General features: G+C 54.2%; 13 protein-coding genes. 7 read left to right on the top strand and 6 right to left on the bottom strand.

Annotation, left to right across the window (positions count from 1 at the left end):
* Window positions 1-524 precede the first annotated feature (524 nt).
* Window positions 525-1274: a phosphoadenylyl-sulfate reductase gene (locus BST81_RS26525; RefSeq protein ID WP_075601489.1), complete on the top strand. Its 750-nt coding sequence runs from the start codon at window positions 525-527 to the stop codon at window positions 1272-1274.
* A gap of 19 nt (window positions 1275-1293) precedes the next feature.
* Here BST81_RS26525 and BST81_RS26520 read toward each other — a convergent pair whose 3' ends face one another.
* The 3 genes from BST81_RS26520 to BST81_RS26510 form a co-directional block, all read right to left on the bottom strand.
* Entirely contained in the window at window positions 1294-2082 is a 789-nt protein-coding gene (locus tag BST81_RS26520; RefSeq protein ID WP_075601487.1) for an endonuclease/exonuclease/phosphatase family protein, read from the bottom strand.
* Between the two features lie 122 nt (window positions 2083-2204).
* On the bottom strand, window positions 2205-2774 hold the full coding sequence (locus tag BST81_RS26515; RefSeq protein ID WP_075601486.1) for a CAP domain-containing protein: 570 nt from the start codon (window positions 2772-2774) through the stop codon (window positions 2205-2207).
* Window positions 2771-3325: a CAP domain-containing protein gene (locus tag BST81_RS26510; RefSeq protein ID WP_075601485.1), complete on the bottom strand. Its 555-nt coding sequence runs from the start codon at window positions 3323-3325 to the stop codon at window positions 2771-2773. The genes BST81_RS26515 and BST81_RS26510 overlap by 4 nt, the downstream gene beginning before the upstream one ends.
* Before the next feature lie 516 nt (window positions 3326-3841).
* Between BST81_RS26510 and BST81_RS26505 the strand changes: the two genes are divergently transcribed.
* Both BST81_RS26505 and BST81_RS26500 read left to right on the top strand, forming a co-directional pair.
* Window positions 3842-4426, top strand: coding sequence for a PEP-CTERM sorting domain-containing protein (locus BST81_RS26505; RefSeq protein ID WP_171974864.1), 585 nt, complete (start codon window positions 3842-3844; stop codon window positions 4424-4426).
* 673 nt (window positions 4427-5099) lie between these two features.
* Window positions 5100-5807, top strand: a complete 708-nt coding sequence (locus BST81_RS26500) for a PEP-CTERM sorting domain-containing protein (RefSeq protein ID WP_075601484.1) — start codon at window positions 5100-5102, stop codon at window positions 5805-5807.
* A gap of 154 nt (window positions 5808-5961) precedes the next feature.
* Here BST81_RS26500 and BST81_RS26495 read toward each other — a convergent pair whose 3' ends face one another.
* Both BST81_RS26495 and ldpA read right to left on the bottom strand, forming a co-directional pair.
* The gene (locus tag BST81_RS26495) at window positions 5962-7857 is read right to left on the bottom strand and encodes a R3H domain-containing nucleic acid-binding protein (protein ID WP_083637109.1); all 1896 of its coding nucleotides are present in this window, start codon (window positions 7855-7857) and stop codon (window positions 5962-5964) included.
* 33 nt (window positions 7858-7890) lie between these two features.
* Window positions 7891-9009 (bottom strand): circadian clock protein LdpA, encoded by a 1119-nt coding sequence (gene ldpA / locus BST81_RS26490; RefSeq protein ID WP_075601483.1) that lies wholly within the window; start codon window positions 9007-9009, stop codon window positions 7891-7893.
* A 295-nt stretch (window positions 9010-9304) separates the two neighbouring features.
* Here ldpA and BST81_RS26485 point away from each other — a divergent pair, with 295 nt between their 5' ends.
* The 3 genes from BST81_RS26485 to BST81_RS26475 are packed head-to-tail and all read left to right on the top strand — an operon-like array spanning window position 9305 to window position 11946.
* A complete protein-coding gene (locus BST81_RS26485; protein ID WP_075601482.1) occupies window positions 9305-9823 on the top strand; it encodes a dihydrofolate reductase family protein in 519 nt (172 codons plus the stop codon).
* A 50-nt stretch (window positions 9824-9873) separates the two neighbouring features.
* Window positions 9874-11358 (top strand): Asp-tRNA(Asn)/Glu-tRNA(Gln) amidotransferase subunit GatB, encoded by a 1485-nt coding sequence (gene gatB / locus BST81_RS26480; RefSeq protein WP_075601481.1) that lies wholly within the window; start codon window positions 9874-9876, stop codon window positions 11356-11358.
* A 6-nt stretch (window positions 11359-11364) separates the two neighbouring features.
* Window positions 11365-11946: a Uma2 family endonuclease gene (locus BST81_RS26475; protein WP_075601480.1), complete on the top strand. Its 582-nt coding sequence runs from the start codon at window positions 11365-11367 to the stop codon at window positions 11944-11946.
* Between the two features lie 37 nt (window positions 11947-11983).
* Here the strand turns inward: BST81_RS26475 and BST81_RS26470 are convergent, their stop codons facing one another.
* A complete protein-coding gene (locus BST81_RS26470) occupies window positions 11984-14230 on the bottom strand; it encodes a DUF4139 domain-containing protein (protein ID WP_075601479.1) in 2247 nt (748 codons plus the stop codon).
* 74 nt (window positions 14231-14304) lie between these two features.
* On the opposite strand from BST81_RS26470, the gene BST81_RS29330 reads away from it, so the two are divergent.
* The coding region (locus BST81_RS29330; RefSeq protein WP_363080947.1) for an FAD-dependent oxidoreductase at window positions 14305-14438 on the top strand (134 nt) is incomplete at its 3' end.

Raw genomic sequence — 14438 nt, 5'->3', positions numbered from 1 at the left:
GATCGATATTTAGACGCTACCGACCCTCCTATGCCCCAACATGCTCGTATCAGCCATTTCGAGCACCTTAATTAACGAAGCCTCATCAAGGATTCATTTGCATTATCCGTAGCAACCTTGCCCTAGCCCTCGCACCTGGTTTTGGCTTCAGGTTTGTTGGACACTTAACCTCGTCTGCTGATACTGCCCTCTCATTACTGGTTGAACATTCCGAGGCGGACATCTGCCTGAACACTGGCAGGAAAAGACTTTTAGGAGCCTTTCCAACTCCCCCGAACGACTTCGAGTCGCGCGTCTAACAATAAATGGACTGAAACTTTCCGCCTAAGATCCCAATTTCGGGTGGATAGGCCGAATCATTCGGCCTATAGCCCCAAAATTACTATTTACGCAAAGAATAATCTCTTCGGTGTGTCAAGTATATTAATGCCATAAGTTTCTTCAGGTGCCCAAGAGGATGTCTCCTGATTGATAAAATGGGATCTGGCCATCCTCTTATCTTTGAATTCGCAGAGAACACCACCATGACGCAGTTGACCGGGCAACCCCTGACTGAAGTAAATATTGCTGAATTGGATACGGAACTGAGCAGCAAGAGTCCGCAGCAGATTCTTGCCCGAGCGCTGGATCTGTATGACAACATTGCCATCTCCTTCAGTGGGGCGGAAGACGTGGTTCTGATTGATATGGCCTCCAAAATCAGAAAGGACATCAAGATCTTCAGCCTCGACACCGGTCGCCTGCATCCCGAAACCTACCAGTTCCTCGATCGAGTCCGCAAACATTACGGTCTTGCGATCGAAGTCATGTACCCCGATGCAGCTCAGGTGGAAGCCCTGGTCAAAGCCAAAGGTCTGTTTAGCTTCTATGAGGATGGCCACAAGGAATGCTGCGATATTCGCAAGGTGGCTCCCCTGCGCCGCAAACTGGCGACGCTGGATGCCTGGATCACCGGTCAGCGCAAGGACCAGAACCCTTCAACTCGTGCTGCAGTGCCGATCGTCCAGGTGGACTCCGCTTTCTCCACAGACAGTCACACCCTGGTTAAATTCAACCCATTGTCTAACTGGACCTCTGCCGAAGTCTGGATGTACATCCGGGCCTACGAAGTCCCCTACAACCCGTTGCATGAGCGGGGGTTCGTCAGCATTGGCTGCGAACCCTGCACCCGCCCCGTGTTGCCTAACCAGCATGAGCGGGAAGGTCGCTGGTGGTGGGAAGATGCAGGTAAGAAAGAGTGCGGTTTACACATCATGAATCAAACCCAGGATTAATCTTTTCCTCATTTTCAAATTACACCAGGGTCAAATCGGCAGCCAGCCCAAAGTGGTCGGACGGGTAAAGGGTGCGGCTATGGGGTGCGGGCTGATTGAGGATGAGCCGACAATCCTGCACCTGGATCGATCGGCTCACAAAAATATAGTCCAGGGTGCCACGCCAGGGACTCAGGCTGTGGTTGACAATCAGGTTCCGCCAGCTCTGACGCAGTAATTTTTGCCAATTGCGCCGGACCAGTGGCGTTGGGCAGGTATAGGCAGGCTCCTCACCGTGACAGGCGGCATAGGCAGAGGTGAAGTGCTGGCGCATCAGGGCGATCGCAGAGGTATCCGGGGTACCGTTGAAGTCGCCGACGGCGACGATCGGCAGGTCTGACGGCAATTGCCCTAACCAATCCAGAAGTAGCTGAATTTGCTGATCTCGCTCTGGATGCGGCCCAGGATACCAGTAGTAGTGGCCGTTACAGAACACCAGGGGTTGGCCTGCCGGAGCGACCTGGACATATTGGGCGACTCGTCCCTGACTTTGCAAGTCCAGAGTGGCTTGCTTGATAAAGGGATAGCGGCTGAGAATGGCAACCCCATAGTGGATGCCATGTTTGCCCAAATCCTGGCGGGGAACGAGAAACACATAGGGCATCTGCAACTGCTCAGCCAGCCATGCCCCGGTATCTTCCGGCAGTTTAACTTCCTGTAAAGCAATCAGGTCGGCTTGTTCGGCTGCCAACCCCTGTACTAACAGATCCCGTCGCTGTGCCCATTCCTCTAGCTCAAACAGAATATTGATTGTGACAACTTTGACCATCTGCTTCCCTTAGATCTCAATCTGATTGATCACCTGACTGTAGTTCTACTTCACTGGCTGACGCGACAATACCAGTCTCGGTAGAAAAGTGGCAGTTGGGAGGGCATGAGTTGTCAGGTGCTTCACCGAGGGCGAACAAAAATTTGGGTGAAGTAAAAGGCTCCCCGACTATCTTGAGCCACACCAATGCCAGTCAGGGAAAACTGGTCTTCGATCGCCGATCTATGGCTGGCGCTACGGAGCCAACCTGCGACTGCCCTCTGTGCGGGTTGGTTGTGGCTGAAGATATAGGCCACATTTTCAGAGACTCGGCGACTGGGAATCACCCGATTGATGGTTAAAGCCCGCTGCCGCATGCCGTTGTGTCCAAAGGAAGTGCGGCGATTGGCCATATTCTGGCTGTGGAGCCTGGCCATGGTGCTGACCCGGAGATCCAGAACCAGCGTGGGCAGCCCCCGGGACCGGCGATACTGGTTGATTTGCTCGTAAACCTGTTGTTCCAGGGTTGGAACGGACAGATTCACAGCGGGGACAGGAGGAGCCACTGGAATGGGTTGGGGCGTGGCAACAGGCCAGACCGACTCAGCTTCCGGTCGTAATAGCGGTCTTTGGAAGAGGGAAGCGGCTGTTGCAGAGCCACCCAGAACAAGGAACAACAGGAAGGGAAGCAATGGGAGAGATCTGAGTATCATCGTCGATTGATGAAAATCTGGGTAAAGTAATATTCGCCTTTGCTGTTCACCGCAATCCCAATGCCAGTAGCCGTATATCGACCCTCAATATTACTGCGGTGCCCGGAGCTTTTCAGCCAACCCTGTACGGCCTGTTGATCCGGGTTGCGATAGCCCTGGTTATAGGCAATATTCTCCGCCGCACCTCGCATGGGCATAAATTGGGAAATGGCACGGGCCCGCTGTTCGAATCCCTGGTGACTGAAGGACACCTGACCACTGGCCATGGCCTGACTGTGACTACGGGAAATCGCACTGATCCGACTATCTAGGGTCAGAGGAGGGAGCTTCCGACTGGCTCGATACTGATTGATCTGGGCATGAACAGCCTGTTCCAGCGCTGAAATGGAACTGGACTGACTAAGCAGACGGGCATTGGGGAGGGGGCGATCGATCGTCAGGGTTGCCGCTCCGGCAGGAGTTGCGGAAGTTGCCTGCAACAGAAAAGGTATGGATCCACCTGCAACCATCAGGCTAGCGATTGCGATGCGTCTCAACCAGGATTGCGCCATAACTAGAAGTCCTTGGGGGTTTGGAAATCGTCCTAGGGAGAACTGACGTAGTGCGTCAATCAGGGTTCCCTTCAAATCTGCTCTCAGAGGGGGGCTGTGATGATCCGGAAGCTTTACAAAAAGTTCTCGGAACCAAGGGGTTGGGATTGACTTTGTCTGACCGCTGGAGTGCAGTTCTGGTCAGACTAAAATACGTATTCAGAGAAGGTATTGTGACTTAAATGACATTTGCTTGACTGTGAGTTTTAAGTGAAAAAACGGATTTGGCTCTTGTTACTTTTAAGACTTACAGGCATTCTGTAAACAAGCGGTAATGGATGACAACCTCCTGAAACTTAGGTTCAGAGAGGATCTGTATTGCTCCGCAGAGTTTATTTTCCTCCCGGTTTATGCCGATGAGGCCGGGAACGGAGGCTGGGTGCATGTGCCTGCCTGAGGTGATCAGGTGATTGAGTTTTTCAGTGTTTCTCCCAGAATTTCAAGCACTTTTTCTTACATCTCATGAGGGCAACATTTATGACTTCCATGCTGCAAAAGTTTTCTCTGGCTGTAGCAGGCTCAGTGGTTACGGTTGGTCTACTAGGCAGTTCCGCCATGGCTGCTGGCTTCTCTGGCGAATATGCTCCTTCGGAGTGGACGTTGACCAATACCAACACCAACGGTTTTGTCAATACCAGTGGTGTTCCCGGCAGTATTTCCCTAACTGGTGGCAATAACGGAGGTAGTGGTTTTGGACAGACTGCTTACACCACAGCAGCCAAGGCAAGCGGCCTGGTCAGCTTTAACTGGGACTACACAACCAATGATGTTGACGGTAGTTCTTTCGATCCATTTGGCTATATTCTGAATGGAACCTTCACACAGCTAACTTCGAATGGTCTAAAGACTCCTCAAACGGGCAATTTTAGCTTTGCGGTTTTGCAGGGTGATACCTTCGGTTTTGCAGTGAACACGACGGATAATATTCTGGGTGCAGCCAATGTTGTGATTAGCAACTTTGCGGCTCCTGTCCCTGAGCCTGCTACTGTGGCTGGTCTGCTGGCGATCGGTGCCCTGGGCGCTGGCGCGATTAAGCGGAAGCGTCAGACCACCAACGGTTAAATCGTTTCCTGAATTAACATCTTTTCAATTACTCCTCTCTCAGCCCCTTTCCTCCCCGGAGAGGGGCTTTGCATGAAGGTTACTAACTGCCTTCATTTACTGTTCCCGATAGCTGTTGATACTGGGGTTTCCGGGCTTCTATCTAGAGACAGGCTCATTGATAAGCAACCCTACTGAGTAAGGCAGATTACCCCGATCTCACTTACTCAGCAGCATCAATATTCCATCCGGATACTTTATCAAAGAATTTTAGGCCCAGGGGTGGTTTTTACCTCCAGCTCAAGGGCTAAACTCAAGATGGGATGGAATCAAGACAGTTCTCTGACTAGAGAACTGTCTTTTGCCTACGTAATTCGAGTTTGTTGTTTCCGTAAAACAACGGACGCAGGACTTGTCCCTCAATAGAAAAAAAGGCATTCTGAGCATAGAGATTACGAGCAATTACGGCCTGGTATGCCAAACCGGTTAGTAGTTTGACTCCCTGACCTCCGTATTATTCCAGTGCTAGATAGTGACAGGGCGATCGGTCCTGTAGATGGGCCTGGAATGGTGGGGCTAGGTGCGTTTGCCTGTCTGAAAATTGGACAGTAACAGGTTCCAAATCAGGCTATTCATTTGCAGCTTCTGTTGCTATTAATTTCAAAATTCTTTGCATTTTCTATTGAGGGAAAACATGACTATTCACAACACAATCAAGCGTGCTTTCGTTGCAATGAGTGTTGCGGCTGCTGCACTGATGGCTGCTGGATCGGCTCAAGCTGCTCTGCTCAATGGTGGGTTTGAAACCGGTGACTTTACCGATTGGACAACCTCTGGGACGACTTCTGTTGTTGGTATAGACACCAGCGGTTCTCCTACTGCTTCTACCGTTTCTCCGGTTGAAGGCAATTATCAAGCCAAGCTGGTGACCGAAGGAACTTCTGCTGGGAATCTGGCTGCTTTCCTGGGTGTCGATCTGGCCTCTCTGGAGGGATTAGCTTCCGGCACCACCACAGACGGTAGCGCCATCAAGCAAACAGTTAATGCCAAAGCAGGTCAGACCTTGAAGTTCAGCTACTACTTCAATGGTAATGATTACCTCGGCTTCGACGACTATGGCTTCTTCACCGTGGGCAATGGTGCTAACCTGTTGTCCAGCATCGCTCTGGTTGGCGACTACAACGACAGTGGCTATAAGGATGTTGAGTATACCTTCCTGGCGGATGGGCTTTACACCCTGGGCTTTGGTGTTGCCAACACCAATGACACTCAGCTTGATTCCATTCTGTACATCGATGGCGTTGCTGTGGTGCCTGAGCCTGCGGCTGTGGCTGGTCTGCTGGCGATCGGTGCCCTGGGTGCTGGTGCGATCAAGCGGAAGCGTCGGGCCAACCTGGCGTAAGCCTGATCTCAGCGTTTCATTGTCTATCTCTACACCATCAGCGACGACTGATGGGTCATTAACAGGTTAACGTTGCCACCTTCAGGAGAGGTGGCAATTTCTTTGGATAGGTGTTTTCCAGACAGAAGAGAGCCAGACAGGACATGTCTGATGGCTAAGCTGGGTAGATTCTCAGGCGGCGGTTGGGTTCTTCGCCAAAACTGCGGGATTTGAGATGGTAGTGCTCAATCAGTTCGTGCTGCATTTTGCGGACTTTGGCCGATCGGGGCAGAAGTTCAACCGGCTGTCCCCTGGGAATGACAATCTGTTCCACGGCGAGACGGGCCTCTTCCAGGGCTTCAATCTCATCCTCATCGCTGCCCCGGACATAGAGACTGAACTCGTCGGGATCCAGGCTGCCTGGATCGTCCATGTCCAACAACCGCCGCAGGGCATGGGCGATCTGGGGGATGGTATTGGCTTTCAGCGTGTGGATGGGAATATGGCGAGACTTGGCCATCTGTCGTAGCTTGGCATGGTTTTTGACATGCGATCGCAGGGCTAGCACGGCATCCGCACTGTCGATGTCCTTCGTGAGGGTGACGGGGAGTTCCAGGGTCCGGACGACCTGATCCAGGTGATGCCGACTGATGCCATAGGGATAGAGGCTAAGGGGGAGTTCTTCCCCGTTTGGTCCGGATACCATCTCGTCGTCGTCATAGTTTCCCAGGGCTGCAGCGAACAGGTCTCTTTGGGTCTCTCTGGCTTGCTTCGAGCGTCCGCCTCCCAGTCCTTCCAGCGGTTCCAGGTTCATCCGAGGCTCAGCCGCAGGTTCAGCGCTGGCGATCGGGGGCTGCGGGTAGTCTTCAGGCGGTGGCTCTTCAGGGGCATCGATCTGACGCGCTGAAGTCTCTTCGGCCAGAACATCATTCACGGCTTCCAGCCGCCGTTCGGCCTTATGGCTGGTGCGATGACCCTCCCGAAATGGGGTGGGCAGAGGCATCATCTGGCCGGAGGTCCGCCAGCGGCGACTGGTCGGCAGGCTCTGGGCAAAGGTGTCAGATGTGGCATCTGGCAGTTCATGGGTGATCACCACCTTGCCCGTTTCACTCACGGTTCTGATCTGGGGATTAGGTTGGCGTCCTCGCAGCAGGATATCCACGGTTTCCGCTACCTGTTCATGGACGACCCATTTCTGGCGCTCCAGCATTTCGATCGCGATATCAAAAGTGGGTGGGGCTTTCCGCTCCAACACACTCTTCTGACTACCCCGGCGGCGAGCTTCCTCATCCCCCAGGGTGACGGACTGGATGCCCCCGACTAGGTCTGACAGGGTAGGATTCTTAATCAGGTTTTCGATCCGATTTCCATGGGCCGTGCCTACCAGTTGCACCCCCCGTTCCGCAATCGTGCGGGCGGCCAGGGCTTCCAACTCCGTCCCAATTTCATCAATCACAATCACCTCTGGCATGTGGTTTTCCACCGCCTCGATCATGACCTGGTGTTGCAGTTCCGGACGGGCCACCTGCATGCGGCGGGCGCGACCGATCGCCGGGTGGGGCACATCCCCATCCCCCGCAATTTCATTCGAAGTATCGATGATCACGACCCGTTTTTCCAATTCATCCGCCAGGACACGGGCAATCTCCCGCAGGGCCGTGGTTTTTCCTACCCCTGGACGGCCCAGCATCAGGATCGATCGGCCACTCTCGACCAGATCGCGAATCATGCCGATCGTGCCAAATACAGCCCGCCCCACCCGGCAGGTGAGGCCAATGATGTCCCCGCGCCGATTTCGCATGGCACTGATCCGATGGAGGGTCTGTTCAATCCCAGCCCGGTTGTCGCCACCAAAATCCCCGACCCGTTCGATGCAATAGTCCAAGTCGGCTTTGGAGACGGGTGCCTCTGACAGGTATTCTGCTATGCCTGGAAAGCGGGCTTCCGGGCGGCGGCCTAAATCCAGAACCACCTCAATCAGGGTATTTCGTTGGGGATGTTGTTCCGATCGCAAACGCAGCTCCGGGGGGAGAATTTCCAGCAGTTTGTCCAGATCGTCTGTAATTTGCATCTTTGATTTAGTGACGGTTCAATAACTTCCGGGCTATCGAAAGGGAACAGGATCGTAGTATCGGACGCTTGACTTTAACTGAGACACCAGGGACGCAGCCCGGTCGATCGCCTCCTGCAGCAGTTCGGGGACTGCCTCCAGATGGCTTATGGAAAGGGCCTCCAGCTTTTCCAAAATGGGGGAGAGTAGCACCCGGGCATAACTGCCATAGGCAATCCCGGCGATAGATGGAGAATCCTCTCCCGGCTGCTGTGCCAGGACTCCAGGTCGTTGATGCAGTAATCCCAGAGTTCTCAACTTCTCAACCGTGTGGCTGTTTGTACCGCCAGCCAGTTGAACATAACCGGGCAAACCAGCAGCCAGCACTTTTTGCCCCAGTTTGACTGTAGCCCGGGTGGCCCCATCGCCGATGTCCCCACTCATAGGCCGCCCATCGGTCTGCCAGAGCAACGTGCAGGGTAAGGGCGTGATCAGGTCGTAAAGGGACCAGAGATAGTCGATCAGGCCCTCGCCATCCGGACAGCTAATCGCAATTAGTTTCAGGTGGGCAGTCCAGGGGGTGATCGCCTGCCACAACTGCCGAAACTCGGTCCATCGCCCCACCTGGGTGTGGATTTCCAGGGCATCCACCCCCTGCAGCACCAGGGGAGCCAGGGAGGCGGGGTCTACCATGAAGGACCGGGTGGTGATCTGCTGCACCGGACAGATCGGCAGACAGCGACCGCAGCCGTAGCAGCGATCGGAGAGGACACCAGAATGACCATTGGGACGATCGAAGACGATGGCCTGAGCCGGACAGATCATCTCACAGGGACGGGAACAATCTGCTGGGCACAAGCCTGGATCAAATTCAGCTTTGCGAAAATGGGGGTCTTCTCCATCATTCAAGCTGACCATCAACCAGGGTAATCCTGCGGGGCGGCCAGAATACCCGTCTGCTGAGGTGGCAATCTGGCTGGCCATTTGCATGGCTGCTTGAGCCACAGTGATGATAGCTGGATCAGCAGCGACATCAATGCAATCGGCTCCAGCTAGAGTAAAAGCCAGAGTGAGATTCCGAACGGCAGGGAGGTGTTGAAAGCTGGCTCCGCAGATCAACTTGAACCAGTGACCCTCCCTTAGGGATCGTAAGGGATGGTAGATATTAGTCACCCCTTCATACTAATGCGGAGATAGGAAAATGGCGAGATGTCTGGGAGAAAATGATCCCCGCGTTCTCCCTGGCCATTTTGAATGGGGCTAGGGGCGAAGCAAGATTCACAGAATGAAAGTGATGATCGTGCAATCGGGAATGATGCGATTGATTCTACTCAATAGGTTTTGTATTGAGGCAGGATGCTATCAATATCCATGCAATATCTGCTGGAGCTGGAAACCCTTGATCTGGCAGTTTAGCGCATCCTGAAAAACTGCTATAAGTTGGAAAAGTTCCTGTTTTTCAGTCACTATGCGTTCAATCAAATTGTTTATTGCTTCTAGCCTGGATGGCTATATTGCTCGAAAAAATGAGGATGTGGAATGGCTTTTCACCGATCAAGATTATGGATATACAGAATTCTATGATCAGGTGGATACGGTGATTATGGGCCGTAAAACTTATGATGTATCCATGCGTTTGAGTGAAGGAGAATACCCCTATCAAGATAAGGAAAGCTTTGTTTTTTCTAAATCTCTAGAGGGTCAAGACAATGAAAATGTCACATTTATTGGCTCTGATTTAGAAAGTTTTGTCACCTCCTTGCGTCAATCTGACGGTCGAGATATTTGGTTGGTTGGGGGTTCAGATTTGGCCTGCTGGTTCATTCAACAGGGTTTTCTGGATGAACTGATCCTTTCCGTTCATCCCATCATTCTGGGAGATGGGATTCCGCTCATTACCCGCGATGCCACCCTCGAAACACCATTGGAATTGCAGGATGTGAAAACCTATGGGACAGGTCTGATCCAATTGTTTTATAGGTTGTAGGCAGAGGATTGCTTTAAAATGGAGCAGATCGTTACTGAGAGAGCAATTCCATGACCACCGCTGCGCCAGCCAAAACTCGCTATGAAGCTGTCATTGGCCTGGAAACCCACTGTCAACTCAGCACTAACACCAAAATTTTCTCCAGTAGCTCGACCACTTTTGGAGCAGTCCCCAATACCCAAATTGACCCTGTTTGTCTGGGGCTGCCAGGAGTGTTGCCGGTTTTAAACGAGAAAGTGTTGGAGTACGCTGTTAAAGCTGGATTGGCTCTGAACTGTCAAATTGCTGCCTACAGTAAATTTGACCGGAAGCAGTATTTCTATCCGGATTTGCCCAAAAATTATCAAATTTCTCAGTACGATCTGCCGATCGCTGAGCATGGCTGGCTAGAAATTGAAACCCTGGATGAGGCTGGCCAACCTAGCCGGAAGCGAATTGGCATTACCCGTCTGCACATGGAAGAGGATGCGGGGAAACTGGTGCATGGGGGCAGCGATCGGTTGTCCGGCTCGACTTTCTCCCTGGTGGATTACAACCGGGCCGGTGTTCCTTTGATTGAGATTGTGTCCGAACCTGATTTGCGCTCTGGCCAGGAAGCTGCTGAATATGCCCAGGAACTGCGCCGGATCGTGCGCTACATCGGGGTTAGTGATGGCAACATGCAGGAAGGGTCTTTACGCTGCGATGTGAACATTTCCGTGCGTCCTGTTGGCCAAAAAGAATTTGGCGTCAAGGTGGAAATCAAAAACATGAATTCCTTCAATGCCATTCAGCGGGCGATCGACTATGAGATCGAGCGTCAGATTGAGGCGATCGCAGCGGGAGAACCCATTATTCAGGAGACGCGCCTGTGGGAAGAAGGCTCCCAGCGCACCATTAGCATGCGGGTGAAGGAAGGCTCCAGTGATTATCGCTACTTCCCGGAACCGGATCTGGCTCCGATCGAAGTCACGGTCGAACAACTGGAACAGTGGGGCTCAGAATTGCCGGAACTCGCTGCAGCCAAGCGCCACCGCTATGAGGAAGATCTGGGCTTATCTGCTTATGATGCGCGGGTGTTGACGGATGATCGCACCGTGGCAATCTACTTTGAGGCGGCGATCGGGGCGGGAGGTAACCCCAAGCTGGTAGCGAACTGGGTCATGGGAGAGATTGCGGCTTACCTGAATGCCCAGAAGTTGAGTATTACGGAGATTCCTCTGAAGCCGGAAGGTCTGGCCGAACTGGTGGGCCTGATTGAAGACAACACGATCAGTTCCAAGATTGCCAAGGACATCCTGCCGGAACTTTTGACTACCGGTGGTTCAGCCAAAGAATTGGTGGAGCAGAAAGGGTTGGTGCAAATTTCGGATGCGGGAGCGATCGAAGCAGCGATCGACGCGGTGATTGCCGCCAATCCCAAGGAACTGGAGCAGTACCGGGCCGGTAAGACCAAACTCCTGGGCTTCTTTGTGGGGAAAGTCCTGAAGGAAACGGGCGGACGGGCCGATCCGAAGTTGACCAATGAACTGCTGGCTCAGAAATTAAACGGTTGAGTTCCTATGCAATCTGTTCCGGTCTATATCCCCGCAACCTTAAAGGTGACTGAGGACCAATTTCTGGAGATTGTTCAGGCCAACCCAGAGTTGCGTCTGGAGCGAACTGCTACAGGGGAGTTACTGGTGATGTCACCCACAGGTAGTGAGGGGGGAAGTTACAGTGCCGAACTGACGATCGACATTGGCATCTGGAATCGGCAGGCTAATCTGGGCAGAGTGTTTGATTCTTCCACCGGGTTTCGTCTGCCCAATGGGGCGATTCGGGCTCCGGATGCGGCCTGGGTGGAACAATCCTGCTGGAAGGCTCTGACGCCCCAGGAGCGCCAGGGATTTGCTCCCCTTTGCCCAGATTTTGTGTTGGAGCTGATGTCGCCGACCGATCGTCTAGAGGATCTGCAGGCGAAAATGCAGGAGTACCTGGACAATGGCAGTCGCCTGGGCTGGCTGATTGATCCGAAAACGCGCCAGGTGGAAATTTATCGGCCAGGGCGATCGGTGGAAATCCTGGATCAACCCGCTGAACTTTCCGGGGAAACGGTGTTGCCGGGATTTGTCCTGGACCTGCACCGAATTTTTGGGTGGTAGAGACGCGATTAATCGCGTCTCTACCACCCAAAAATTCCTATTCCCGGCGGTTGCCGCCGACGATTTCGTTGTCGGCGTAGGTTTTGATCGTGTAATGGGCCGAAAGGGCGATCGTCTCGCCGGGTGGAACTGAAACCTGCCAGCGATACCCCCCCTGGATCGGAGTCTCCCGCTCCACCTGTTCGTATTTCTCCCATTCTGGGGTGACCTGATCTACCTGGACTTCGACTTTGGCGTTGGGTTGGGGGACGGGAATCCGTTCCCGCACTTCCATTCGGGCGGGACGAGGCAGACGATTGGCAATTTCGATATCGATCCGGTGGCGGAACTTGTTGAAGGCCACTAACACTTTGCCCGATCGCACTTCCTGGAAAAAGGTATTGCGAGCGACTTTGATTGCCTGTTCTACCCCCAGTCCCAGTTCCATCTGGCCCAAGGGAGGAACTGGGGCAATATTGGTCGTGAGCACGTATTCCCCGTCCACATACACCTCCGCCGGTCCACTCAGGAGGGGAGCGGCTAGGGGGTTACGGAGCTGGGCAATTCGAAAGGCACTGGTGTCTTCCCGGGGGACCACCACATACCGCAGATCCACCTGAGTGCTGCGACTGGTCAGGGCAACGGAATGGAACGATCCATCGGACGCTACATCCACCCGCCCGTCGGCACTGTAGGCATAGTCAAAGGATCCGGCGGCTTGCCGCACTGCGATGCCTCCTGGAGGGAGGGGGAGGTTAAGACAATGCTGGGCATGGGCAACTGCCTCCTGGATGACTTCCATGACGCTGAAAGAAACCGTAATTTGGCGCTGTTGTAAGATCTCCAGATAAAATTCTTCCTGCCGGACGATCGCCAGTTTGCCCCGCCGGACCCGATCGTCGGCGGATCCCAATCGCATCAGGAAGTAGGTGGGCAATGCTGGAGCAACCTCCAGGGCTGGAAAAGCATCATGCAAGGGGGCTGCTTCCGCAACTGATACCAATGCCTGGGATGTGGGGACAGCGGCTTTGGACACCCGTTGGAGCAGCCCTCTCCCTGGGGCTGCAACAGGAGGCGGTGGGGTCATCGGGGCAGACTGGACTTCTCTTTTCGCAGATTTAGCCCTATCCCGCGGTCTGTCTGCACTCCGGAGTGCCCCCTCTTCAAACCCAGTGGCTTCTGAAAACCAGTCCTTTGCATCAGATTCATCTTCGATCGAGCCAAAAACCCATTCTTCCTCCCTGGCATCCTTCTGTCTGGGGTAAACCCCATCTGATGTTCTGAAGACCACCGTATCCGCTGTTAGCGGAACGGGGCTGACCAGATCAGGCAGCACCAGATCGGAGACTGGGGGCTGTTTCACCGTGGCCAGGGCTGCCTGCCGTTGTCGATCGTAATCCTCGAAGAGTCCCCCAGCTCCGATGGGGGGTCTGCGCCAACCGGATTTATGAACGGGGGGCTGGACCCGGCCAATCCGTCGAGCGGGAAGTTCGGGGAGGGCACACCAGGCGATTGGATCAGCGGTTGAGAGTTCCAGACGCACGCCGGACCAGTCTTCGCCGGTGCGCTGGCAGATGAAGGCGCGAACTGAGATCGTGGCGGTGGAGGTGCGGCTTTCCAAGCGGCAGACGTAGGTGGGGGTCCAGCGGGCACCGGGGACAAAGTATTCCACCAGCAAGCGCAGGGAGGCGGAGGGCAGGGAGGCGGGTTCCCGATCGCTGAGGCGGATGACTAGGGTCTTACGCAATTCGTGGGGACGAGCTGTCTGAGCGGTTGAGGCCAGGGCTTTTCTCTGTTCTAAATCAGCCCGATGTTCCCGCGCTAGGCGCAGTTGTTCCTCAATGTTCCGTCGTTCCTGTAAGCGCGCCTGTAACTGTTCGGTGGTGAAGTCGGCTAGGGCCAGACGGGCACTCAGGGGAGAGGGGGGAGGAGCTTTCCCTTCCTCGCCATCGGGTCGATCGGGCACCTGTAGGTCGGTTAGGGTGAGCATCTCCTGGTTGATCAGGGCGATCAGGTCTTCCAGGCGGTGAACCTGGTCGATCGCGGCTTCGAGTTCAGCCTCGGCTGGGGTGGGATAGGTTTCGGTGCGGGGGGGAACGGCTAGGCCAATTCGGAAGTCGGCGGCGATCGGCAGGGGGCTGTCTCCTTTGACTTGGACGCGCACGCTGCTGTCGTCCAGGGTCAGGGGTAGGTCGGTGATTTCGACGAATCCCGATCGGGCTTGGAGTTCGGCGATCCGGGTGATGGTGGCTCCGGCGGCGTGGACTTTAACTTTGTCGATGCGGGAGGAGAGTTGGGTCGTCATGGGAGGACCTGGTGTAGAGTGGCTCAGATCTGTTTTACTCTAAGTTTGCCTGGGGAGGCGATACTGGGGGGCGGATGAGGTGGTATGGGGATGGTGGGATGATGGCTGTTGATGTGGCGGTGATTGGGGCTGGTCTGGCTGGTCTGGCTTGTGCTCAGCTCCTGCAGGGAGCGGGGTTGCGGGTTGTGGTTCTGGAGMAGTCGCGGGG

It is taken from the genome of Leptolyngbya sp. 'hensonii', assembly GCF_001939115.1.
GTDB lineage: Bacteria > Cyanobacteriota > Cyanobacteriia.
The sequence above is the reverse complement of the archived record's forward strand: the minus strand, read 5'-3'. Positions and strand labels throughout refer to the sequence as shown.

Coding starts and splice junctions, on each gene's coding strand:
- BST81_RS26525 (WP_075601489.1), top strand. CDS start 525: ATGACGCAGTTGACCGGGCAACCCCTGACTGAAGTAAATATTGCTGAA.
- BST81_RS26520 (WP_075601487.1), bottom strand. CDS start 2,082: ATGGTCAAAGTTGTCACAATCAATATTCTGTTTGAGCTAGAGGAATGG.
- BST81_RS26515 (WP_075601486.1), bottom strand. CDS start 2,774: ATGATACTCAGATCTCTCCCATTGCTTCCCTTCCTGTTGTTCCTTGTT.
- BST81_RS26510 (WP_075601485.1), bottom strand. CDS start 3,325: ATGGCGCAATCCTGGTTGAGACGCATCGCAATCGCTAGCCTGATGGTT.
- BST81_RS26505 (WP_171974864.1), top strand. CDS start 3,842: ATGACTTCCATGCTGCAAAAGTTTTCTCTGGCTGTAGCAGGCTCAGTG.
- BST81_RS26500 (WP_075601484.1), top strand. CDS start 5,100: ATGACTATTCACAACACAATCAAGCGTGCTTTCGTTGCAATGAGTGTT.
- BST81_RS26495 (WP_083637109.1), bottom strand. CDS start 7,857: ATGCAAATTACAGACGATCTGGACAAACTGCTGGAAATTCTCCCCCCG.
- BST81_RS26485 (WP_075601482.1), top strand. CDS start 9,305: ATGCGTTCAATCAAATTGTTTATTGCTTCTAGCCTGGATGGCTATATT.
- gatB (WP_075601481.1), top strand. CDS start 9,874: ATGACCACCGCTGCGCCAGCCAAAACTCGCTATGAAGCTGTCATTGGC.
- BST81_RS26475 (WP_075601480.1), top strand. CDS start 11,365: ATGCAATCTGTTCCGGTCTATATCCCCGCAACCTTAAAGGTGACTGAG.
- BST81_RS26470 (WP_075601479.1), bottom strand. CDS start 14,230: ATGACGACCCAACTCTCCTCCCGCATCGACAAAGTTAAAGTCCACGCC.